The sequence below is a fragment of the Pseudomonas chlororaphis subsp. piscium genome (assembly GCF_003850345.1).
Lineage (GTDB): Bacteria > Pseudomonadota > Gammaproteobacteria > Pseudomonadales > Pseudomonadaceae > Aquipseudomonas > Aquipseudomonas piscium.
This window is the reverse complement of sequence record NZ_CP027707.1, coordinates 4,622,861-4,645,432: the sequence shown is the minus strand read 5'-3', so window position 1 is coordinate 4,645,432 and position 22,572 is coordinate 4,622,861. Positions and strand designations below refer to the sequence as shown.

Sequence of the window (22,572 nt, the reverse complement as noted above, 5' to 3'; positions counted from 1 at the left end):
GTATTCAAGTACGCCATCGCGGGCAAGCCTCGCTCCTACAGATGCGCGCCAGTCGCATTGTTGCGACCAACCCAATCCCAGCACGGCTAAATCATTGCAAGCAAACCTCATTCCGACACCAAGATCGCCATCTTCTGTAGGAGCGAGGCTTGCCCGCGATGACGTCAGCAGCCGTTACACAAACCCCGCATCGCCCGGCAGCTCCACCTGGGCCATTTGCCGTTTCATCAGCACCTTGCCGTTGCGGATCGAGTACAGCGGCAGGCCCTGGCTGCGGATCATTTCGTAGTCGCTGTCGGCCGACAGAATCAGCAGGTTGGCCGGCCGGCCTTCTTCCAGGCCGTAACGCTCGCCCAGGGCCAGGGCCTTGGCGCTGTTGTCGGTGACCAGGTCGAGGGCGCTCTGCAGGTTGCGGTAGCCGAGCATGTGGCAGATGTGCAGGCCGGCTTCCAGCACCCGCAGGATGTTGCCGTTACCCAGGGGGTACCAGGGGTCGACGATCGAGTCCTGGCCGAAACACACGTTCATCCCGGCTTCCAGCAGCTCGTTGACCCGGGTCACGCCGCGGCGTTTCGGGAAGCTGTCGAAGCGCCCCTGCAGGTGGATGCTTTCGGTGGGGCAGGAGACGAAGCTGATGCCCGAGTGGCCGAGCAGGCGGAACAGCTTGGCGCAGTAGGCGTTGTCGTAGGAGCCCATGGCGGTGGTGTGGCTGGCGGTCACCCGTGAACCCATGTCACGGCTGCGGGCTTCTTCGGCCAGCACTTCGAGAAAACGCGAGTGCGGGTCGTCGGTCTCGTCGCAGTGCACGTCCACCAGGCAGCCGGTGCGTTCGGCCAGGTCCATGAGGAACTTCACCGAGCTCACGCCCTGGTCGCGGGTGTACTCGAAGTGCGGAATGCCACCCACCACGTCGGCGCCGAGGCGGATCGCCTCTTCCATCAGCTCGCGGCCGTTGCGGTAGCTTTCGATGCCTTCCTGGGGAAAGGCGACGATCTGCATGTCCACCAGGTGCGTGCTTTGCTCGCGCACTTCGAGCATGGCCTTGAGCGCGGTCAGCTCGGGGTCGGTGACGTCGACATGGGTGCGCACATGCTGGATGCCGTGGGCGGCGAGGGCGCGGATGGTTTTGCGGGCGCGGGCCTTGGTGTCTTCCTGGGTGATGGTGACCTTGCGTTCGCCCCAGCATTCGATGCCTTCGAACAGGGTGCCGCTCATGTTCCAGCGCGGCTCGCCGGCGGTGAGGGTGGCGTCCAGGTGAATGTGCGGCTCGACGAAGGGCGGCACCACCAGATTGCCGCCGGCGTCGAGGTCGTCGGGGGCTTGGGTTTGGGGCGGGGCCTGGGTCTGGGCTTCGGTCTGCCGGGCGATGCTGGCGATGCGGCCATTCTCCAGGCGCAGTTCATGCAGGCCTTCACGGTTGCGCAGGCGGGCGTTGATGATGAGCATCGGAGCGATTCCTTTTTCAATCCAGGCGGTCAGGGTACGGCGCTCGGGCCGGCGGCCGCAACGTCGCGTGGCCCGGGCTCATGCCTGGATGTCCGCCGCGGTCGTGGCGCGCGCGCCGAGCAGGCTGCTCAGCAGCATGTAGCTCAGGGCGGCGGCCGCGATGCCCACCAGCGGCGCGACCCAGGGCGAGCCGAAGGCCGCCACGGTGCCGATGGCGTAGGCGCCCAGGCCGGCCCAGTTGAACGCCGGCAGCTTGCTGTCGGCCAGGCGCGGGTACTGGCCGCGGTAGCGATAGAAGAAGTCGGCCATGATCACCCCGCCAATCGGCGGGATCACCGTGCCCAGCAGAATCAGGTAGGGCACCAGCATGTCGTACATGCCCAGCAGCGCCAGCAGGGTGCCGATCACCGCGCCGACCAGGGTCACGGTCTTGCGCCGGCCGGTGCGCAGCAGGTTGCAGCCGGCGACGGCGAAGTTGTAGATGGTGTTGTCCTGGGTGCTCCAGATATTCAGCAGGAGCATGGCCATGGCGGCCATGGCGAAGCCCTGCAACAGCAGCACTTCGACCACGTCCGGCTGCTGGTAGACGATGGCGCCGTAGGCACCGATCAGCACCATCAGGCCGTTGCCGATAAAAAAGCCGATCAGGCTGGCCAGTACCGCGACCCTGGCCGAGCGGGAAAAACGCGTCCAGTTGGTGGCCTGGGTGGCGCCGCTGACAAAGGTGCCGAACACCAGGGTGATGGCCGTGGACAGGTCGAGGCTGGCGCTCGGCACCACGGCCAGCAACCCATCGAGACCGCCGACCTTGACCGTGGCCACCCACATCGACAGCAACAGCAGCAGGGCCATGGCCGGCACCGCGATATAAGAGAGGATTTCCAGCCCGCGGTAACCGACGTAGGCGGTGGCGCAGAACACCATACCGAACAGCACCATCAGCCCCAGCACCGTGCCCTGGCCCAGCTCGAAATATTTGCCCAGCACCACTGCCGCGGTGGCGGTGCCCCAGGCGTACCAGCCGATCTGGGTGAAACCGAGGATCAGGTCGCTGAGCTTGCTGCCCACCTCGCCGAAACAGAAGCGCCCCATCAGCACCGAGTTCAGGCCGCTCTTGAAGGCGATGTAGCCCAGGCCCGCCGCGTACAGGCCCAGCAGCAGGTTGCCGAGGACGATCACCCCGAGCATCTGGCCAAAGCTGAAGGCCACGCCGAGCTTGCCGCCGGCGAACATGGTGGCGGTGAAAAAGGTGAACCCCAGCAGCACCATGGCCGTGGAGGCCAGGCCCTTGCGCGCGTGCATCGGGACTTCGCTGAGTGGGTAGTCGTTGCCGGATGCGTGCTGGGTCATGGCCTGTCCCTGGTGGCTGAGTGTTACAGCGCTGTTGCAGCAGGCGTGCCAAAGGACCTGACACCCGGCGGCTACCCGGCAGGTATAGACGATGGCACGAATGCCGCTACCGCGTGCTGCTCACTTCTGGGGCCGGGCCGGCACGAAAGCAGTGCAGCGGGTGATGCTTCGCGTCGCTGCAAGGGGCCTGAGCGTCAGTCGAACCGCACCTGGGTGGTCTTGCCCTGATGAAAGTCGAAGGCTTCCTGGATATCCCGTTCCACGGTGCGTCCCAGGGACAGCGCCGGCAGCTGGTCGAGGGCGAAGAAGGCGGCCTCGGTGGTTTCGCTGCCGGCCACTGGCGCTGCGCCGTGTTGCCGGTCGCAGAGGAAATACAGCTTGTAGAAATCGCGGTGATCGGCCTTGTACGGCCCCTTGGCCTTGTGCCGGACGCTGTACAGGCCCCGCACGGTCACCTCGAGTCCGGCTTCTTCGTGGATTTCCTTGATCACGTTTTCGGCGGCCGACAGGCCGACATCGGCGTAGCCGCCGGGCAAGGCCCAGAGGCCGTCAGTCATTTCCCGCACCAGGAGGATCTTCTGTTCCTCGATCAGCGCGCCGCGCACTTCCACCATCGGTGTCGAATAGCGTTGGGCAAAATCCGAGACCAGGCCGGTGATGCGTTCCAGCGGGACATTGCCCAGTTGCGCGAGCATGTCGTGGGCGATGTCGGCGACTTCCTGGTAACGCTCGCGATCGAAGGGGTCCTTGCAGAAATGCAGCCCGGTGGAGGCGAGGGCCTGCAAGCGTTTGGCGTGGGTGAGCCAGGTGTTTTCCATGGTGGCTGTCCTTGAGTGATAGCTGGACCTGTCAGGGTCAGAACCTTGGCGGCTGCTGTGCGAGGTAAGCGGCCAGGCGCGGCAAGGCTTCTTCGGCGCTGCGGCTGTGGCCGGCCCAGGTGCAGGCCAGCATCAGGTTGCGCGGCAGGTTGAAATCCTCCACCAGGAAACCTTCGGCGTCGCGGCCGTCGGCGTCATGGGGCACTTGCTCGCGCAGGGTCGTGGGGGCGTCGAACCAGGCCCACACCGGTTTGCCCAGGGCGATGGCCATGCCCACCTCGAAGGCGGTGCCGGAGTCCGGCTCCAGGCCGCGAAAGTCGTTGAGGTTGGCCAGCACCGCGTCGCAGTCACGGATCATCTGCAGGTTCTGCTGGCAGATCAGTTGGGCGGTCTGCTCCGGCGTCGGCTGGGCCGGCACCTGATGGTCGAAGGGGTAGAGGCCTTGCAGGCCCTGGGCCTGGCACAGGTTCTTGAGGTATTCGCCGCGGGCGATGGCATCGCGGCGAAACAGGTCGAAGCCGGCGAGGTAGATGCGTGGGCTCATGCCTTGCTCCCGGGCTGGGGCAGAAAACGCAGGAGCGCGGCGATTATGGCTTCCGGGGCATCCTCTTGCAGCAGGTGGCCGGCATTGGGTACGGCCTGGAACCGCGAGCCGGGGATCAGCTGGTGCAACTGGCGCCCGCGCTCGATGGGGATCCACTGATCGTCCTCGCCCCAGAGGATCTGGGTCGGGCAACGAATGCTCGGATAGAGCCCGGCCACTTCCGTGGTGTAGCACTCGTCCATCTGCGCGATCTGCCGGTAGAAGGCGGCCTGGCCGCTGGCGCCGAGCCAGGGCTGGACGTAGGGCGCCAGCTCCTGGTCGGGGATCTCGCGCTGGATCGCCCCGCGGATGTAGGCCGGCACAATGGCGCGCTGGATGTAGTCCGGCACGCCGCTGAAGGCCTGTTCATGCTGGCGCACGTGCTGCACGAAGGGCGAGCCCCAGGGCGGCAGCGCCACCGGGTCGATCAGGGTCAGGCTGCGGTAGTCCTTGCCGTTGAGCAGGTGGGCGCGCAGGGCGGTGGCGCCGCCGAAGTCGTGGGCCACCACGTCCGGGCGCTCCAGGCCCCAGTGCTCCAGCAGTTCGGCCAGCAGCTGGTTCTGCACGCCGAGGGACACATCCTGGCCAGCGGCCTGTTCCGACTGACCGTAGCCCAGCAGGTCGAAATAATGCACCCGGTGGCTGGCGCTGAAGTGCGGGGCGATGCGGTGCCAGACGTAGGAAGAAAAGGGCGTGCCGTGCACCAATACCAGGGGAGGGCCATCGCCGTGAATGGCATAGCGCACTGTGTACCCGTTGAAGCGATATTGCTGATCCAGAAGCCAGTCGCTCATGGCGATGTTCCTCTTGGCGAGAGAGGCCAGATCATAGGGCAAAACGAGCGGTGATGCGGTATTGGCTGGGAGGTGTGGTGCTCTGTAGCCGTTGCAGCAGGCTGTGCAAAAGCCCGCCTGCTGCGCAGGATTACGGCTACAGGTGGGGATTATTCGCCGCGATAGATGCAGCCGCTGGTGCAGGTCTCGTGAATGCGGATCGCACTCAGCTCCGGCAGCAGGGGTTTGAGCTCGTTCCAGATCCACTTGGCCAGCACTTCGCTGGTGGGGTTTTCCAGGCCGGGGATGTCGTTCAGGTAGTTGTGGTCCAGGCGCTCGTAGAGCGGCTTGAAGATCTCCTTGATCTCGGAGAAGTCGCGAATCCAGCCGGTGTGCGGATCGAGGTCGCCGCTCAGGTGGATGGCCACCTTGAAGGAGTGGCCGTGCAGGCGCCCGCATTTGTGGCCTTCAGGTACGTGGGGCAGGCGGTGGGCGGATTCGAAGGTAAATTCTTTGAAGATTTCCACAGTGTCGGTCAGCTCGGTCAGGTGGCTATCGCCGCGGGCGATGTAAGGCAGGCAGCGAGTTTACCAGCTTGGTTATGCCGGTGCGGGAAAACACTGACTAAAGGGTCAATAGCCGCTCACCGAGACCACCACTTGCGGCCAGCTCCAGGAACTCGTCGCCCAGGCGCCGGCTTTCGTCCATCGCGCTACGCCAGTATTTCTGGCGGCTGGCGTCGTCGCCCATGAAGCGCTTGAAGTCGTTGCGGTCCGGCAGTTTGCCGTAGGGCAGGCGCGCCAGGTATTCCTTCGACGGTGCCAGCAGCAACACGTCCTGCAGGCGGCCCGGGTTGCCGCGGCGCCAGGGCAGGGTCTTGTCGAACCAGCCGGGAATCACCCGGTCGGTGAAATGCGGGTAGAGCACGATATCCTCGCCGCTGTAGGGCAGGTCGAGGTGGTAGTCCAGCAGGCCGCCGTCACGGAAGGTGCCGGCCCCGGCGCCGGGGAGGTCGCGCACGCCTTGCATGACCATCGGGATCGAACCCGAGGCCAGCAGGGCCTGGCGCAGGTTGCCGGTGTCCAGCGGCACGAAGCGCGAGGGGAAGTCGTCGAGGGTTTGTAGCGGTGGCGCCAGGCGCGGGTCGAGCAGCACCAGGCGTTCGAAGTGCCGAGACAGGCGCGCGCGGCCGCGCAGGTTGTCGGCGATCACCGAGGACAGTCCCAGGCCCAGACGGCCGCGATGGTCGTCGGCGAGCAGGCCGTGGCTTTTCACCACCATGATGTTCAGCCGGTAGTGCGGGTTGTCGAGAATGCTCGCGTCGCGGCCGTCGAGCAGCTCGTGCAGCATGCGTTGCGAACTCTGGCTGATCTGCGCCATGGTCACGCCCTTGGCGAAACTCTGGGCGTTGTACAGCTGGCCCAGGCGGCGGATGCCTTCGACGGCGTCCGGCAGGCAGGCGCTGGCGAAGCGCCAGGAACCCACCGAGGCACCGATCAGCGAACGTTCCCGTGGCGCCGCCGGCAGCCACTCGCCGAACAACGCCAGGTCCAGCCCCTGGATGCCCAGGGCTTTCGGCCCGCCGGCGGCGCCGGGCAGGGTGCCGACTTCGGCCGCGCTCAGGCCGTTGGCGCGGATGCGGGCCAGGGCGCGCGGGCCGGCCTTGAGGGTCAGGGCGGGGAACTTGATGTGGATAGCGGTCATACCGGCCTCAATCTCGAGCGACAGGTGAGTATAAAAGCTCGGGCGGGCGGCGCCGAATGAAACCTGCGCGCTGCCGATGATGGCCATTCAGTTTCAATTAAGTTCGACCCGCTATCGTGAGCCGCGTAGCAACACATAACGAGAAAGCCGGAGACACCCCATGAAAACCCTGACTGCCCTGTTCACCGCGACCCTCATCGGCATGACCGCCAGCCTGGCCCATGCCCGCGACCTGGGCCCAGACGAGGCCCTGAGACTGCGCGACGCTGGTACCATTGTGTCCTTTGAAAAACTCAATGCCACGGCATTGGCCAAGCACCCGGGCGCGACCATCACCGAAACCGAGCTGGAAGAGGAGTACGGCAAGTACATCTACCAGATCGAGATGCGCGACCCTCAAGGGGTTGAGTGGGACCTGGAATTGGACGCGGTGAGCGGCCAGGTGCTCAAGGATCATCAGGATACGTAATGAAGGTGAATCTACGCGCCGGCAGCAGGGTGGCCCTGGCGCTTCTGGCTTTTTGCTCGGTGGCGCTGGCCCGCGACCTGGACCAGGACGAAGCCCTGCGCCTGCGCCAGCAAGGGGTGATCCTGCCGCTGGAGCAGTTGCTGCAACAGGCCCTGGACCGTTACCCCGGGGCCAAGCTGCTGGAAGCCGAGCTGGAAGAAAAACACGACGTCTACATCTATGAAGTCGAGCTGCTGACCGCCGAGGGCGTGGTCCGCGAGCTGGACCTCGAGGCCGCCACCGGCCGCTTACTGAAAGACAAGGAAGATGACTGATGCGCCTGCTCCTGGTGGAAGACCATGTCTCCCTGGCCGACGAACTGCTGGCCGGGCTCAATCGCCAGGGCTACGCCGTGGACTGGCTGGCCGACGGCCGTGACGCGCTGTACCAGGGCGCCAGCGAGCCTTACGACCTGATCGTGCTCGACCTCGGCCTGCCGGGGGTTCCAGGCCTGGAGGTGCTGGAGAAATGGCGTGCCGGCGGCCTGGCGACCCCGGTGCTGATCCTTACCGCCCGTGGTTCCTGGGCCGAACGCATCGAAGGCCTCAAGGCCGGTGCCGACGACTACCTGACCAAACCCTTCCACCCGGAAGAATTGCACCTGCGCATCCAGGCGCTGTTGCGCCGTTCCCACGGCCAGGCCAACCAGCCGACGCTGCAGGCCGCCGGGCTGCACCTCGACGAAGGCCGCCAGTGCGTGGTGCGCGATGGCGTGGATATCCAGCTGACCGCCGCCGAGTTCCGCCTGTTGCGCTACTTCATGCTGCATCCGGAGCAGATCCTCTCGAAAAGCCATTTGGCCGAGCACCTCTACGACGGTGAGACCGAGCGCGATTCCAACGTGCTGGAAGTCCACGTCAACCACCTGCGGCGCAAGCTCGGGCGCAGCGTGATCGAAACCCGGCGCGGCCAGGGCTACCTGTTCGGCGGGAGCGCCCAGTGAGGTCGATCCAGCGCCGCCTGAGCCTGGGCCTGATCAGTGTGATGGTGATTGTCGGTCTGGTGCTGGCGCAGACCAGCCTGTGGCTGTTCGAGATGGGCTTGCAACGCTACCTGGAAGCCGGCCTGCGCAACGACAGCGAAAGCCTGCTGGTGGCGCTGGTGCGCGGCCCCCAGGGTTTGCAGCTGGACGAGCGGCGCCTGTCGCCGGCCTATCAGCGGCCGTTTTCCGGGCATTACTTCCGCATCGACTTCGATGACGTGCACTGGCGCTCCCGCTCCTTGTGGGACCAGGATCTGCCAAAACTGGAACAGACCGGCCTGCACAGCAACCTGCAACTGGGGCCGGAAGGCCAGCGCCTGCTGGTGCTGCGCACCGACTACCGACGCCTCGGGCAATCGATTTCCATCAGCGTGGCCCAGGACTACACCCCGGTGCGCGAGAGCTTTCTGCGCATGCAACAGGTTGGCCTCGGCCTGGGCCTGGCCGGCTTGCTGCTGATCCTGATCCTGCAGCGGGTCACCGTGCGCCGCGCCTTGCGCCCGCTGGAGCAGGCCCGCGAACAGATCGCCCAATTGCAGCGCGGCCAGCGTTCGCAACTGGACGAACAGGTGCCGCTGGAGCTGGAGCCGTTGGTGGCGCAGATCAACCATTTGCTGGCCCATACCGAAGACAGCCTCAAGCGTTCGCGCAATGCCCTGGGCAACCTCGGGCATGCACTGAAGACCCCGCTGGCGGTGCTGCTGAGCCTGGCTTCCAACCCCAAGCTGCAAGCGCACCCGGAGTTGCGCCAATTGCTTGAAGAACAGCTGGAGCAGGTGCAGCAGCGGCTCAATCGCGAGCTGAACCGCGCACGCCTGGCCGGCGATGCCTTGCCCGGCGCGCTGTTCGATTGCGACGCCGAGCTGCCGGGACTGCTGGCGACCCTGAACATGATCCATGGCGAGCACCTGGACCTGAGCTACCAGGCGGCCCCCGGCCTGCAATTGCCCTGGGACCGGGAAGATTTGCTGGAGCTGCTGGGCAACCTGCTGGACAACGCCTGCAAGTGGGCGGATGCCGAAGTGGCGCTGAGTGTCTGGCAGACCGCCCAGGGTTATGGCCTGGCGGTGGATGACGATGGACCGGGGATTCCCGAGGAACAGCGCAGCCAGGTGTTCAGCCGTGGCACGCGCCTGGACGAGCAGACCGATGGCCACGGCCTCGGGCTGGGCATCGTGCGCGATATCGTCGAGAGCTGGGGCGGGGCGCTGCGCTTGCTGGAAAGCCCGCAGGGCGGGCTGCGGGTGTTGATCGAGTTGCCCAAGCGCTAGCGCCGATCTGTAGCCGCTGCCGAGGCACGAGGCTGCGATAGGGTTGGGCGGCATTCCGACGAAGCGGCCGCCAATCCTGTGTCCTGGGTGTATCTGACATACCGAGTTGCTGGGGTTACGACTGCTGCGCAGCCGATCGCAGCCTCATTCCTCGGCAGCGGCTACAAAAGCCAGGATGTCCTCGAAATGGATGCCCCTCCCATAGGGAGGAGGGGGCTGGAGATCAGACCCGGAACTGATCCATCAGGCTCTGCTGCTGGTTGGCCAGGCTGTTCAGCGACTGGCTGACCCGCGCCGATTCGTTGGCCTGCTCCGACAGCGACTCGGTGACGTCGCGGATGGTCGCCACGTTGTTGTTGATCTCCTCGGCCACCGCGCTTTGCTCTTCGGCGGCGCTGGCGATCTGCAGGTTCATGTCGCTGATCACCGTCACCGCGTCGCCGATCTGCCGCAGGGCGGTGACCGCCTGGCCGACCTGCTCGACGCTGCCCTGGGCCTGGCGGTGGCTGTTGCCCATGGCACCGACCACTTCCTGGGTGCCGCTTTGCAGCTCCTCGATGACCTGGCGGGTTTCCTCCACCGATTCCTGGGTGCGGCGGGCGAGGTTGCGCACTTCGTCGGCGACCACCGCGAAACCGCGCCCGGCCTCGCCGGCGCGGGCGGCCTCGATGGCGGCGTTGAGGGCCAGCAGGTTGGTCTGCTCGGCGATGGCGCGAATCACTTCCAGCACTGAACCTATCTTCTCGCTGTTGGCGGCCAGGCCTTCGACCTGGGTCATGGCGGTGCTCATGTCGGCCGCCAGGTGATCGATGCTGGTGGTGGTGCGGTCGATCACGCTCAGGCCCTGGCGCGTGGCCTGGTCGGCATCGCGGGCGGCCTGGGCGGCCTGGGCCGCGCTGCGGGCGACGTCCTGGGCGGTGGCGCTCATCTCATGGGAGGCGGTGGCCACCTGGTCGACCTGGCGATACTGCTGCTCCATGCCGGCGCTGGTCTGGGTGGCGATGGCCGAGGACTGGTCGGCGGTGCCGCGGGCATCCTGCACCGAGCGCTTCACCTCGGCGATGATAGGTTGCAGCTTGTCGAGGAAGCGGTTGAACCAGCCGGCCAACTGGCCCAGTTCGTCCTTCTTGTCGTAGGCCAGGCGCCGGGTCAGGTCGCCTTCGCCGCTGGCGATGTCTTCCAGCATGTGCGCCACGCCGAGGATCGGCCGGGTCACGCTGCGCGCCATCAGCCACACCAGCAGCAGGCCGAGCACCGCGGCTAGCAGGCCCAGGCCCAGTTCGACCAGGGTGCCGGCCTTATTGCTCTGGTCCAGCTGGTTCTTCAGGGCTTCGGCCGGGCCCACCAGGACCCGCTCCGGCACTTCCAGCAGTACGCCCCAGGGCTTGCCGTCGGGAATCGGGGTGAAGGGCGCGAGTACTTTCAGGGCGTTGTCGTTGTGCAGGCTCTGGGTCTGGGTGCTGGCCGACAGCAGGCGGATCAGTTCGCCACCGTTGGCCTGGTCCAGCTGGTCCAGGCGCTGGCTGAGCTTGCTGGCGTCGGCGCTGTAGCCGGCGAGCAGGCCGACCGGGCTGATGATGCTGACCGTGGTCTGGCCGTCGTAGAGTTCCTTGCTCGCTTGCTGGCTGACCGATTGCAGGCTGTTGAGGTTGATGTCCACCGACAGCGAGGCGATGACTTTGCCGTTCACCAGCAGCGGGAACACGATGCTGGTCATCAGCACATTCTGGCCGTCGATCACATAGAAATAGGGCTCGATCACGCAGGGCTTGAGGGTGCTGCGCGGGCAGGTGAACCAGGCATTGGCCGGCTGGCCGCTGGGGCCGGTGGTGGTGTCGCTCATGTCGCTTTCCGGCAGCGCCATGGAGGTCAGCTTGCCCGGGGTCGGCTGCGACCAGTACAGGGCGAAGCGGCCCTTGTCGTTGCTGCCCAGTTCGCTCTGGCCGCTGAAGAGTTCGTCCTTGCCGTCCAGGGCATTGGCTTCGAACACCAGCGACAGGCCGAGCAGGTCGGGGTTGGCCTGCAGCGCCGACTTCACCTGGCGGGTCAGGTCCTCGCGCAGGTCGAAGGCATCGAGGAAACGCTTCTCGGCCTGTTCGCGCAGGAACAGCACCTGGCGCGAGAAGCCGTGGCCGTATTGATAGGCGTCCATGAATTGCTGACGGATGCCCAGCGCCTGGACTTCGCCCTGGGCCTCGATGCGGGCCTGGGCGGCTTCGTTGAGCATCTCCATGCTCGAGGCCTTCACCAATGCGGAGCTGTGCTCCATGCGGTACAGCGAAAGCCCCACCAGCAGGGTCACGATGCCGGCCAGGCAGAGTCCGGCGAGCAAGGTGATTTTCCACTGGATGGAAAGTTGTCTGAGCGACATGGAGACGTCCTTATTCGATATTTATTTGAGACTTTGCAGCGTATCGGCCGAAGAGCGGCCTTCTTTAAACGCTCGTTCGAATTTTCCCCGGGGACTGTCTTGCTGCGGATTTGCCCCTAAGCCACCGTCCCCTGTAGCGGCTGCCGCAGGCTGCGATCGATCTGGGCGGCATTCCGACGAAGTGGGCGTTGCTTTTGAGGGCCTCGGAAGGTCCATCGGACCTTATCGTCCGAACGCGGCCCGAACCTGCGGCAGCGGCTACAGAGGGCAGAGGGCGGCGCCCGGGTTTTGACAAGCGTTGCCCGCTGCTGCAAAGTGCGCGCCCTCTAATAAGACCCTCCTTTTTCAATCCGGCGTCGGCAGCTATGCCCTCTGGCCGGACTCATTCCTTTTGCGGCGTTTTCCCGCCGCAGTGCCATGAGGTAACGATGATTAATGCAGTAATTGCCGCGGTTGGCGTCATGCTGGTCCTCAGCCTGTCCCGCGTGCATGTGGTGATCGCGCTGATCGTGGGCGCGCTGGTGGGAGGGTTGACCGGTGGCCTGGGTATCAAGGCGACGCTCAAGGCTTTCAATAACGGCCTCGGCGGTGGAGCGACGGTGGCCCTGTCCTACGCCTTGCTCGGCGCCTTTGCGGTGGCGATCGCCAAGTCCGGCCTGGCCCACGCTTTGGCGGACAAGATCCTGCTGCTGGTGGACCGCCAGGACGCCAACGGCGGCGGCAACGTCAAATGGCTGCTGATCGGCCTGTTGTGGGTGGTGGCGATCGCCTCGCAGAACATCCTGCCGATCCATATCGCCTTCATCCCGCTGCTGGTGCCGCCGTTGTTGTATGTGCTGAGCAAACTGCAGTTGGACCGACGGCTGATCGCCTGCGTCATCACCTTCGGCCTGATCACCCCGTACATGTTCCTGCCGGTGGGGTTCGGCAATATCTTCCTCAACGAGATTTTGCTGGCCAACGTTGCCCGCAGCGGCGTGGACATCAGCAATATCAATGTCACCCACGCCATGGGCATTCCGGCCCTGGGCATGGTCTTCGGCCTGCTGCTGGCCTTTGTCAGCTACCGCAAGAAGCGTGTGTATGACCTGGAACTGATCGAGAAAGTCGAGCAGGTGACGGTGCAATACAACCCGCGCACGCTGCTGGTGGCGGGCCTGGCGATTGTCGCGGCCTTTGTCATCCAGCTGTTGCTGGATTCGATGATTATCGGTGCGCTGTCCGGCTTCCTGATCTTCTCGGTGTCGGGCATCGTGCGCTGGCGCGAGACCGACGACCTGTTCACCGAAGGCATGAAGATGATGGCGATGATCGGTTTCATCATGATCGCCGCCGCCGGTTTCGCCGAAGTGATGAAGGCCACCGGCGAGGTGAAGAGCCTGGTGGAATCCTCGGCCAGCTGGATCGGCCACAGCAAGGGCGTGGGTGCCTTGCTGATGCTGCTGGTGGGGCTGCTGGTGACCATGGGCATCGGCTCGTCGTTCTCCACCGTGCCGATCCTGGCGACCATCTTCGTGCCGCTGTGCGTGCAGCTGGGCTTCAGCCCGCTGGCCATCGTCTGCATCGTCGGTACCGCCGGCGCCTTGGGCGACGCTGGTTCGCCGGCCTCGGACTCGACCCTGGGCCCGACCTCCGGCCTGAATATCGACGGCCAGCATCACCACATCTGGGACACCGTGGTCCCGACCTTCCTGCACTACAACCTGCCGCTGCTGGCGTTCGGCTGGGTCGCGGCGATGGTGCTCTGAGGCCGCGGGGTTTCAGTTTCACCGCGTTGTTCCTATCGCGAGCAAGCTTCGCTCCTACAGATACGACACTTCTGTAGGAGCGAAGCTTGCTCGCGAAAACTCTCAAGGGCGCTGCGTGTCCGCAGATTCCGTTCATCTTCCCGTGGGGCTCAACTTTTGTTCCGGCGTGCCGTTAAGGCTGTATCACGCCAATAAAATCCAGAGTGAGCCTCCTATGCGCCTAAGTCTGAAGGGCAAAGTCCTGTCCCTCGCGGTCCTCCCGGTCTTGCTGTTTGCGCTGGTGATCAGCCTGACCACGGTCGTCATGCTCAGGGAGCAGGCGCAGAACGAGGTGAACGAGACAAGACAGCGCCTGCTCGGCGAGGCCAAGACCACGCTGCAGAGCTATGTGGAGGTGGCCCTGAGCACCGTCAAGCCGCTCTACGACGCGGCGGCGCCTGGCGATACCGCGGCCCGCGCCCAGGTGGTGAAGCTGCTGTCGAACATTACCTACGGCAAGGACGGTTACTTCTTCGGCTACGACTCCGAGACGGTGCGTCTGTTCAAGGGCAACAGCCCGGACGGCGTCGGCAAGAGCTTCAAGGACAACCGCGACCCCAATGGCGTGTACGTCAACCGCGAGCTGGTCAAGGTCGGCAAGGACGGCACGCACTATGTGCAGTACAGCTCGACCCAGCCGGGCAGCGACGTACTGGTGCCGAAACTGGGTTACACCGAATACCTGCCCAAGTGGGACCTGATCCTCGGCTCCTCGGTGAACCTGGACGGCATCGACGCCCAGGTGGCCGAGGTCGAGGCCAGCGTCAACCAGCGCATGCAGGGCATGGTCCTGAGCATCATCGGCATCGCTGTGGTGGTGCTGCTGGTGATCGCTGCCATCGGCATGCTGGTGGCCAATACCATCCTGCGACCGCTGAACCTGATGAAGCTCAACCTCGACGATATCGCCGCCGGCGAAGGCGACCTGACCCGCCGCCTGGCCATCACCAGCCAGGACGAGCTGGGCGACCTGGCCGGCTCCTTCAACCGTTTCGTCGACAAGATCCATGGCCTGGTGCGGCAGATCACCGAGATGACCGGCCAGCTCACCGGCCTGGTGACCCAGGTGTCCGAACAGGCCCAGCGTTCCGAGCAGGCCATGGAGCGCCAGCGCCACGAGACCGATCAGGTGGCCACGGCGATCAATGAAATGTCGTCGGCGGCCCAGGAAGTGGCGCGCAGTGCCCAGGGCGCGGCCGTGGCGGCGCAGCAGACCGATGAGGAAGGCCAGGCGGCCAAGCGCGTGGTGGATGGCAGCATCCAGCAGATTCATGCGCTGGTCAGCGATATCCGCAGCAGCGGCACCTCCCTGGATAGCCTGCAGAAGGACGTGGCGTCGATTGTCAGCGTGCTCGACGTGATCCGTTCCATCGCCGAACAGACCAACCTGCTGGCCCTCAACGCGGCCATCGAAGCGGCGCGGGCCGGTGAGGCTGGGCGCGGGTTCGCGGTGGTGGCCGACGAGGTCAGGGCGCTGGCCAGCCGCACCCAGCAGAGCACCCAGGAAATCCAGGGCATGATCGACCGCTTGCAACAGGGCACGCGCACCGCCGTGGAGGCCATGCGCCGCTCCAGCGACGCCGGCGACGGCACCTCGCACCAGGCCAACGAAGCCGGGGCTTCCCTGGATGCCATGGCGCAGCTGATCGGCACCATCAACTCGATGAACGCACAGATCGCCAGCGCCGCGGAAGAACAGACCGCGGTGGCCGAAGAGATCAACCGCAGCGTGCACCAGATCGCGGTGGCGGTGGACAGCGTCGCCGACGAAACCCAACTCGGCGCCCAGACCTCACGCAGCCTGGCCGACCTCGGCCAACGCCTGGGCAAGCTGGTGGGGCAGTTCCGTATCTGAATTCTCGAGATCGCCATCGCGGGCAAGCCTCGCTCCTACGGATTATGCAATCCTCTGTAGGAGCGAGGCTTGCCCGCGATGGCGTCCGAAAGGACAACATTGAGCTCCAAGCTCCAAGCTCCAAGCTCCAAGCTCCAAGCTTGAGGCTTGCAGCTTGAGCCTGGCTGTACCGCCTCACTTCTTCCGCGGTTTGCCGCTGCCCGGGATATGCAGGTAGGACATCACGCTTTCGGTCAGCTCGGTCGCCAGCTTGACCGCTTCCTTGTTGCGCGCCATCACCCCCGCCACCAAGCCTTCGATCAGGGCCAGCACCGCGATGTTGGAGCTGGTCATGACCGGATGGTCGGCGGGGGCGAACAGCACATGTTCGGCGATGCTGGCCAGCGGCGAGGCGGGGGAGTCGGTGATGGCCAGCACCGTGGCGCCGCGCTCATTGGCGAACCGCGCCAGTTGCAGGGTATCCAGGGAATAGCGCGGCAGGGAGATCGCCAGCAATACATCCTGATCGGTGATCGCGGCCAGGCGGTAGGCGGCATTTTCGTTGCCGCCCTCCATGCTGATGGCGGTGGCGTCGGCGCAGAAAGGCATCAGGGTCGAGGCGGCGAGGCCGGCGAAGTAGACGCTGTTGCCAAAGCCCAGGATGTAGATCTTGCGCGCCTGGACCAGGCTGGTGACGAAGGCGTCGAAGGTCTGGGCATGATTGTTGGTCGCCGCGGTGGCGAGGTTGCTGCTGGCGCTCTGGATCTGCTCGTGCAGGCCGAAGGCGCCGCCAGGGCGGTGGGCCAGTTCGTTGCGCAGCTTGTCGACCGGCGACACCATTTGCTGCAGCGTCGTCACCAGCTCGGCCTTCATGCCGGTGTAGCCGCCGAGGTCGAGGGTCTTGGCCAGACGGTTGACCGCCGCCGGCGAGGTCGAGGTTGCGTGGGCCATCTCCTCGATGGTCAGCGTCGCGGCCTTCAACGGATGGCGCAGGATAAAGTCCGCGACCTTGCGCAGCGACGGCGGCAGGTCGGCAACGATTTCCGCCAGCTTGCGCATCACCGGCGCGGCATAGACCGTGGTGTCTTTCAGTGGGGTCGGCATATCCGGCTCAACAGTTCCTGAGGATTGGAGGAGAGGGCACAAGGTTGGCGGAGTGTATCCGAAGCCGCCCCCTGGCGTGCAGCGCCAGGCCAGGGAGCGCTGCTTCGGGTTATTTCAGGCTGCCGGCGAGGAACTGCCGCAGGCGTTCGGACTGGGGCCTGGCCAGCACTTCGCGTGGCTCGCCGCGTTCTTCGACCAGGCCCTGGTGGAGGAATACCAACTGGTTCGAGACCTCGCGGGCAAAGCCCATTTCGTGGGTCACCACGACCATGGTCCGGCCTTCCTGGGCGAGGTCCTGCATCACCTTGAGCACGTCGCCGACCAGCTCCGGGTCGAGCGCCGAAGTCGGCTCGTCGAACAGCATCACTTCCGGCTCCATGGCCAGCGCCCGGGCAATCGCCACGCGCTGCTGCTCGCCACCTGACATATGGGCCGGCCAGGCGTCCATGCGGTGCGCCACGCCGACCTTGTCCAGGTAGTGCTCGGCCTTTTCCCGGGCCTCCTGCTTGTTCAGGCCCAGCACATGCACCGGTGCTTCCATGACGTTTTCCAGGGCGCTCATGTGCGACCACAGGTTGAAGTGCTGGAACACCATCGACAGTCGCGAGCGCATGCGTTGCAACTGCCTGGGGTCGGCGGCCTTGAGGCTGCCGAGTTTGCTGGCGCGCAGTTTGAGCGGTTCGCCATTGAGCAGGATGCTGCCCGCGCTGGGCTGTTCCAGCAGGTTGATGCAGCGCAGGAAGGTGCTTTTGCCGGAGCCGCTGGAGCCGATGAGGCTGATCACGTCACCGGCTTTCGCCTGCAGGGACACACCCTTGAGCACCTGGTGGGCGCCGTAGCTTTTGTGCAGGTCCTGAATTTCAAGTTTGTACATGGTTGCGATTCTCTGGAGTCAGTCGCTGAGCAGGCGACCCTGGCGAATGGGGGTAGTGCCGGCCACCTTGGCCAGCCACAGACCGGGTTGGGCAAAACGCAGGCGCTCGCGGGCATAGAGGATGCCGTTGGTCTCGGCGCGCACCAGGCTGTGATGATCGGTCAGCGGGTCGATGACCTCGAACAGCGGATCGCCGACCTTGACCCGGGCCCCCAGGGGTTGCAGGAAACTCACCACCCCCGGGTGCGGCGCATAGGCGTACTGCGCGCCGGCGAAGGGCGTCGCTTCGCAGATGCAGGGTGGCGGTGTCGGCCAGCCGCCGCTGATCAGACCCTGGTCGGCGAGGTAGCCGAGAATGGCCTGGGCGCTGTCGGCGCAGGGCTCGCGCTCGGTGTCGGCCATGCCGCGCAATTCGATGGTGGTGGCCACGCACGCCAGCGGAATATCGGCCGCCGGAAAGCGCTCGGCCAACTGTAGCCAGGGGATGGCGCAGGCTTCATCGAAGGCGCTGCCGCCCGCGGCCTCGGCCAGCAGCGCGACCCCCGCGTACAGGCGCGCGGCCAGAGAGCGCAGGTGTGGCCAGTTCTGCGGCATGGCGTACAGCAGCATCACCGATTCGAAATCGCAGTGCAGGTCCAGTACCACGTCGGCATCGCAGGCATGTTGCAACAACAGGCGGCGCAGGCCGTCGAGTTCCGAGGCCGGCGCCGGCAGGTCCGCCAGTGCATCGAGCAGGGCACGGCGGATCAGCGCGATGTTGGCGCTGGCATCGCCGCCCAGCCGGCCTTCCAGCAGCGGCGTCACGGCCTCGGTCAGCTCCGGGAAGTCGCGATTGAAGTTCTTGCCGCTGCCGAACTCGAAGCGGCCTTGATGGGTGGCCTGGAACATCTGGGCGATGCCGATCGGGTTGGCCATCGGCACCAGCTCGATCACCCCCGTCAGGCGGCCTTGTTCTTCCAGCTCGAGCAGGCGCCGCTTGAGTTCGACGGCCACCCGCATGCCCGGCAGTTCGTCGGCATGCAGGGATGCCTGGATGTACGCCTTGCGCGGCCCGCTGCCGAAACGGAACAGCGTCAGCTGGCGTTCGGTGCCCGAGGCGCTCCAGGGCAAGCGGTATTGAATGTGCTCCATGACAGCTCCTTAGTGCTTGCGCGGTGCCAGGTACGCCAGCCAGCGGCGCTCGGCCAGCTTGAACAGACGCACCAGGATGAAAGTCAGGACCAGGTAGATGAGCCCGGCGGTGATGAAGGCCTCGAACGGCAGGTAGAAGCGCGAACTGATGGTGCGCGCGGCGCCGGTGATGTCGACGAGGGTGACGATGGACGCCAGGCTGGTGGTTTGCAGCATCATCAGCACTTCGTTGCTGTACTGCGGCAGCGCTCGGCGCAAGGCCGAGGGCAGGAGGATGCGCCGGTACAGGGTCAGGCGCGACATGCCCATGGCCCTGGCGGCCTCGATCTCGCCGTGGGCCGTGGCCTTCAGGCTGCCGGCCAGCAGTTCGGCGCTATAGGCGCCGGTATTGAGGGCGAAGGCCAGGCAGGCACAGAAGGTGGCGCTGGAGAGGTAAGGCCAGAGCAGGCTCTGGCGTACCGCTTCGAACTGGGCCAGGCCGTAGTAGATCAGGAACAGTTGCACCAGCATTGGCGTGCCGCGGATCACGTAGGTGTAGAGCCAGGCCGGGAAGTTGATCAGCGGCGAGCGGGACACCCGCATCAGCGCCAAGGGAACCGCCAGCGCCAGGCCGCAGGCCAGGGAAATCAGCAGCACTTTGAGGGTTACCAGCACGCCACCGAAATACAGCGGCAGGTTTTCCCAGATCAGGTGGTAGTCGAGAATCATGGGGGGCTCCCAATCACAGTTCGGCGGCTTTGAGGCCGACCGAGTAGTGTTTTTCCAGATAACGCAGCACCAGCAACGACAGGCTGGTCAGCAGCAGGTACAGCGCCGCCACGGCGAGAAAGAAGGTGAAGGGTTCGTGGGTGGCGTCCGCCGCGTTCTTGGCCTTGAACATCATGTCCTGCAGGCCGATCACCGAGATCAGCGCGGTGGACTTGGTCAGCACCAGCCAGTTGTTGGTGAAGCCGGGAATGGCGAAGCGAATCATCTGCGGCACCAGGATCCGCCAGAACACCTGGGCGCCACTCATGCCATAAGCCGCGCCGGCCTCGGCCTGGCCCTTGGGGATCGCCATGAAGGCGCCGCGAAAGGTCTCCGAGAGATAGGCGCCAAAAATGAAGCCCATGGTGCAGACGCCGGCGATAAAGGGATTGATGTCGAAATAGCGGGTGTAACCGAGCGCCAAGGCAATGCGGTTCACCAGATCCTGGCCGCCGTAGAAAATCAGCAGGATCAACACCAGGTCGGGAATCCCGCGAATCAGGGTCGTATACCCTTCGCCGAGCATCGCCAGCCATTTCAGCGGCGACAGGCGAAAGGCCGCGCCGACCAGGCCCAGGGCAATAGCCAGGGTCATGGAGGTCAGGGCCAGGTTGATGGTCAGCCAGGCGCCATCGAGAATGCTCGATCCGTAGCCGTGGAGCATGATGAAGTTCCTCAAGCGAGCGCCGCGAGGCGCAAGGCAGGCCCGGTGCGGCACCGGCAAGGGGCCGGCGCCAGGGCCCTGGGTAAGGCTTATTCGCCGTAGATATCGAACGCGAAGTACCGGGCCATTACCTGCTGGTACTTGCCGTTGGCGCGGATGGCGTCGATGGCCGCATTGAGGCGCGCGACATTGGCGCCATCGCCTTTGCGCACGGCGATCCCGGCGCCCCTGCCGAAATAGTTCGGGTCGTTGATGTCCGGCCCGACCAGGGCGAAACCCTTGCCTGCCGCGGTCTTGATAAAGCTCTCGTCGGTGTTGACGATGTCGGCGAGGGTGGCGTCCAGGCGTCCCGAGGCGAGGTCGAGGAAGGCTTCATTCTGCGAGGCGTAGCGCACCACCTCGACCCCGGCGCTGGCCAGTTGCTCGGTGGCGAAGCGGTCGTAGGTCGAGGAGCGCTGCACGCCGACTTTCTTGCCCTTGAGGTCCTGCAGCGGGTCGTTGATCACGTTGCCGGCCTTCATCGCGAACTTGCCCGGCGTGTGGTAGTACTTTTTGCTGACGTCGACCGACTTCATCCGGTCCTCGGTGATCGACATCGACGACAGCACGGCATCGATCTTGCGCACCTTGAGCGACGGGATCATGCCGTCGAATTCCTGGATGACCCACTCGCATTTCACCTTCATCTCTGCGCACAGGGCGTTGCCGATGTCGTAGTCGAAACCGCTGACGTTGCCCTCCGGTGTCTTGAAGGAAAAGGGCGGGTAGGCGGCCTCGATGCCGATGCGCAGGCTGTCTTCGTCGGCGTGGGCCAGGAAGCTTGCGGCGCACAGCGCCAGAGCACCTAGAAGTTCTGTCTTGTTCATATTGTTGACTCCTTGGAGGGGCGTTGGGGTGGTACGGGTACAAGCCGTCCGTTCTGGCGTGGTTCGGTCCTGGTGATCTTCGTGTGGTTATAAATGACATGTATTATTTCATAAATAAACATTGTGAAAATAATAATGTCAGAATGGCGCGTGCGGATATCGGGCTGTGCCGGTTGGCGCAGCCTGTTCAGGTGGATTCGGGGAGGGGGGAAGGGGGTGTGTGCGTGATGCAGGGGCAGGGTTATTACGGTGTAGGAGCGAGGCTTGCCCGCGATGGAGTCATCAGCGACGCCATCGCGGTCAGGCTTATGCCGCGCTGTTCGGCGTCACATCGCGCATCAACAAGGCAAAACGCAGATCCACCGCGTCCGGGATCGGCAGGTACACCCTGTGCCCGTCCCCCGGCGCGACCTCGATCGGCTCGCCATGGATGTTCTGCAGCTGGTGCAGGTCGAAGTGGAAGTTGCCCTTGGGGGTCATCAGTTCCATATGGTCGCCCAGGGCAAAGCGGTTCTTCACCTTCACTTCCGCCAGGCGGTCACGGCGTTCGCCGGTGAGTTCGCCGACGAACTGCTGGCGTTCCGACACCGAGCTGCCGTTCAGGTAGTTCTGGTATTCGTCGTGCACGTGGCGGCGCAGGAAACCTTCGGTGTAGCCACGCTGGGCCAGGGACTCCAGGTCGTTCATCAGGTTGCGGTCGAACTCGCGGCCGGCTACGGCGTCGTCGATGGCCCGGCGATAGACCTGGGTGGTGCGGGCGCAATAGAAGTGCGACTTGGTGCGGCCCTCGATCTTCAACGAGTGCACGCCCATGCGCGTCAGGCGCTCGACGTGCTGCACCGCGCGCAGGTCCTTGGCGTTCATGATGTAGGTGCCGTGCTCGTCCTCGAAGGCGGGCATCGCTTCGTCCGGGCGATTGGCCTCGCGCAGCAGGAACACTTGGTCGGTCGGCGCGCCCAGGCCCAGGGTCGGTTCCGGCTGGAACTGCTGGACGATCTCGCCGACGGTATTCTCCGTGGCCTCCTCGGCTTGGTATTTCCAGCGGCAGGCATTGGTGCAGGTGCCCTGGTTGGCATCGCGCTTGTTCATGTAGCCCGACAGCAGGCAGCGCCCGGAATAGGCCATGCACAGGGCGCCGTGGACGAATACCTCGAGCTCCATGGCCGGCACCTGCTGGCGGATTTCCTCGATCTCTTCCAGGGACAGCTCGCGGGACAGGATGATCCGGCTCAGGCCCTGTTGCTGCCAGAACTCGACGCTGGCCCAGTTCACCGTATTGGCCTGCACCGACAGGTGGATCGGCATCTGCGGGAAGTGCCGGCGCACCAGCATGATCAGCCCCGGGTCGGACATGATCAGCGCGTCCGGGGCCATGGCGATCACCGGCTCCAGGTCCTTGAGGAAGGTCTTGAGCTTGGCGTTGTGCGGGGCGATGTTGACCACCACATAGAAGCGCTTGCCCTGGGCCTGGGCCTCGCGAATGCCGAGGGCCAGGTTGGCGTGGTCGAATTCGTTGTTGCGCACCCGCAGGCTGTAGCGCGGCTGGCCGGCGTATACCGCATCGGCGCCATAGGCGAAGGCGTAGCGCATGTTTTTCAGGGTGCCGGCGGGGGCGAGCAGTTCGGGGCGGGTCAGGGGCGTCATGGCGAGTGTCGATGGCAAAAGGTCGCGAGGGTAAGGCCTGGGCTCGCGGCCTTCATTGACCTGGATCTATGCTCGACGAATAAAACAGGGCGCTTGAGTGAGCGCCTGGCGCGAA

Annotated in this window: 21 protein-coding genes and 1 pseudogene; 6 read left to right on the top strand and 16 right to left on the bottom strand. The window is 65.0% G+C overall.

The genetic code is table 11. The features are described 5' to 3' along the window. Positions 1 to 174 precede the first annotated feature (174 nt). The 7 genes from codA to C4K38_RS20885 all read right to left on the bottom strand — a co-directional run bounded on the left by codA (position 175) and on the right by C4K38_RS20885 (position 6,674). Positions 175 to 1,446, bottom strand: a complete 1,272-nt coding sequence (gene codA / locus C4K38_RS20915; protein WP_053279988.1) for a cytosine deaminase — start codon at positions 1,444 to 1,446, stop codon at positions 175 to 177. A 78-nt stretch (positions 1,447 to 1,524) separates the two neighbouring features. After that, a complete protein-coding gene (gene codB, locus C4K38_RS20910; protein WP_053279987.1) occupies positions 1,525 to 2,796 on the bottom strand; it encodes a cytosine permease in 1,272 nt (423 codons plus the stop codon). A gap of 194 nt (positions 2,797 to 2,990) precedes the next feature. Continuing rightward, positions 2,991 to 3,614 (bottom strand): NUDIX hydrolase, encoded by a 624-nt coding sequence (locus tag C4K38_RS20905; RefSeq protein WP_053279986.1) that lies wholly within the window; start codon positions 3,612 to 3,614, stop codon positions 2,991 to 2,993. A gap of 37 nt (positions 3,615 to 3,651) precedes the next feature. Then, the gene (locus tag C4K38_RS20900) at positions 3,652 to 4,158 is read right to left on the bottom strand and encodes a nucleoside 2-deoxyribosyltransferase (RefSeq protein ID WP_053279985.1); all 507 of its coding nucleotides are present in this window, start codon (positions 4,156 to 4,158) and stop codon (positions 3,652 to 3,654) included. Continuing rightward, complete coding sequence (locus tag C4K38_RS20895) at positions 4,155 to 4,991, bottom strand: alpha/beta fold hydrolase (RefSeq protein ID WP_053279984.1); 837 nt, start codon at positions 4,989 to 4,991, stop codon at positions 4,155 to 4,157. Before C4K38_RS20895 ends, C4K38_RS20900 begins: the two co-directional genes overlap by 4 nt. 149 nt (positions 4,992 to 5,140) lie before the next feature. Beyond that, the gene (queD, locus tag C4K38_RS20890; RefSeq protein ID WP_025804812.1) at positions 5,141 to 5,497 is read right to left on the bottom strand and encodes a 6-carboxytetrahydropterin synthase QueD; all 357 of its coding nucleotides are present in this window, start codon (positions 5,495 to 5,497) and stop codon (positions 5,141 to 5,143) included. 97 nt (positions 5,498 to 5,594) lie between these two features. Continuing rightward, entirely contained in the window at positions 5,595 to 6,674 is a 1,080-nt protein-coding gene (locus C4K38_RS20885; protein WP_053280018.1) for a patatin-like phospholipase family protein, read from the bottom strand. 160 nt (positions 6,675 to 6,834) lie between these two features. Here C4K38_RS20885 and C4K38_RS20880 point away from each other — a divergent pair, with 160 nt between their 5' ends. The 4 genes from C4K38_RS20880 to C4K38_RS20865 are packed head-to-tail and all read left to right on the top strand — an operon-like array spanning position 6,835 to position 9,435. After that, entirely contained in the window at positions 6,835 to 7,143 is a 309-nt protein-coding gene (locus C4K38_RS20880) for a PepSY domain-containing protein (RefSeq protein ID WP_007930566.1), read from the top strand. After that, the gene (locus C4K38_RS20875; protein WP_016701955.1) at positions 7,143 to 7,457 is read left to right on the top strand and encodes a PepSY domain-containing protein; all 315 of its coding nucleotides are present in this window, start codon (positions 7,143 to 7,145) and stop codon (positions 7,455 to 7,457) included. Before C4K38_RS20880 ends, C4K38_RS20875 begins: the two co-directional genes overlap by 1 nt. Beyond that, the gene (locus C4K38_RS20870) at positions 7,457 to 8,125 is read left to right on the top strand and encodes a response regulator transcription factor (protein WP_009049871.1); all 669 of its coding nucleotides are present in this window, start codon (positions 7,457 to 7,459) and stop codon (positions 8,123 to 8,125) included. The genes C4K38_RS20875 and C4K38_RS20870 overlap by 1 nt, the downstream gene beginning before the upstream one ends. Beyond that, a complete protein-coding gene (locus tag C4K38_RS20865) occupies positions 8,122 to 9,435 on the top strand; it encodes a sensor histidine kinase (protein ID WP_053279983.1) in 1,314 nt (437 codons plus the stop codon). The genes C4K38_RS20870 and C4K38_RS20865 overlap by 4 nt, the downstream gene beginning before the upstream one ends. 223 nt (positions 9,436 to 9,658) lie before the next feature. On the opposite strand, the gene C4K38_RS32960 is transcribed toward C4K38_RS20865, so the two are convergent. Both C4K38_RS32960 and C4K38_RS33065 read right to left on the bottom strand, forming a co-directional pair. Then, positions 9,659 to 10,363, bottom strand: coding sequence for a methyl-accepting chemotaxis protein (locus tag C4K38_RS32960; protein ID WP_481374243.1), 705 nt, complete (start codon positions 10,361 to 10,363; stop codon positions 9,659 to 9,661). A 201-nt stretch (positions 10,364 to 10,564) separates the two neighbouring features. After that, positions 10,565 to 10,621 (bottom strand): annotated as a pseudogene (locus C4K38_RS33065) (hypothetical protein); the annotation flags it as partial. A 1,616-nt stretch (positions 10,622 to 12,237) separates the two neighbouring features. On the opposite strand from C4K38_RS33065, the gene C4K38_RS20855 reads away from it, so the two are divergent. Next, positions 12,238 to 13,554, top strand: coding sequence for a Na+/H+ antiporter family protein (locus C4K38_RS20855; protein WP_164487044.1), 1,317 nt, complete (start codon positions 12,238 to 12,240; stop codon positions 13,552 to 13,554). Positions 13,555 to 13,768: 214 nt separating this feature from the next. Then, positions 13,769 to 15,448, top strand: a complete 1,680-nt coding sequence (locus tag C4K38_RS20850; protein ID WP_053279980.1) for a methyl-accepting chemotaxis protein CtpM — start codon at positions 13,769 to 13,771, stop codon at positions 15,446 to 15,448. Positions 15,449 to 15,622: 174 nt separating this feature from the next. On the opposite strand, the gene C4K38_RS20845 is transcribed toward C4K38_RS20850, so the two are convergent. The 7 genes from C4K38_RS20845 to trhP all read right to left on the bottom strand — a co-directional run bounded on the left by C4K38_RS20845 (position 15,623) and on the right by trhP (position 22,457). After that, complete coding sequence (locus C4K38_RS20845; protein WP_053279979.1) at positions 15,623 to 16,531, bottom strand: MurR/RpiR family transcriptional regulator; 909 nt, start codon at positions 16,529 to 16,531, stop codon at positions 15,623 to 15,625. A 109-nt stretch (positions 16,532 to 16,640) separates the two neighbouring features. Further along, positions 16,641 to 17,405 carry an ABC transporter ATP-binding protein gene (locus C4K38_RS20840; RefSeq protein ID WP_053279978.1) on the bottom strand — a complete coding sequence of 255 codons (765 nt, stop codon included), beginning with the start codon at positions 17,403 to 17,405 and terminating at the stop codon, positions 16,641 to 16,643. 18 nt (positions 17,406 to 17,423) lie between these two features. Further along, on the bottom strand, positions 17,424 to 18,536 hold the full coding sequence (locus C4K38_RS20835) for a succinylglutamate desuccinylase/aspartoacylase family protein (protein ID WP_053279977.1): 1,113 nt from the start codon (positions 18,534 to 18,536) through the stop codon (positions 17,424 to 17,426). A 9-nt stretch (positions 18,537 to 18,545) separates the two neighbouring features. Further along, on the bottom strand, positions 18,546 to 19,244 hold the full coding sequence (locus tag C4K38_RS20830; protein ID WP_053279976.1) for an ABC transporter permease: 699 nt from the start codon (positions 19,242 to 19,244) through the stop codon (positions 18,546 to 18,548). Between the two features lie 13 nt (positions 19,245 to 19,257). Next, entirely contained in the window at positions 19,258 to 19,947 is a 690-nt protein-coding gene (locus C4K38_RS20825; protein ID WP_053279975.1) for an ABC transporter permease, read from the bottom strand. An 89-nt stretch (positions 19,948 to 20,036) separates the two neighbouring features. After that, a complete protein-coding gene (locus C4K38_RS20820) occupies positions 20,037 to 20,813 on the bottom strand; it encodes an ABC transporter substrate-binding protein (protein WP_053279974.1) in 777 nt (258 codons plus the stop codon). Between the two features lie 306 nt (positions 20,814 to 21,119). Then, positions 21,120 to 22,457, bottom strand: a complete 1,338-nt coding sequence (gene trhP, locus C4K38_RS20815) for a prephenate-dependent tRNA uridine(34) hydroxylase TrhP (RefSeq protein ID WP_053279973.1) — start codon at positions 22,455 to 22,457, stop codon at positions 21,120 to 21,122. Positions 22,458 to 22,572 lie beyond the last annotated feature (115 nt).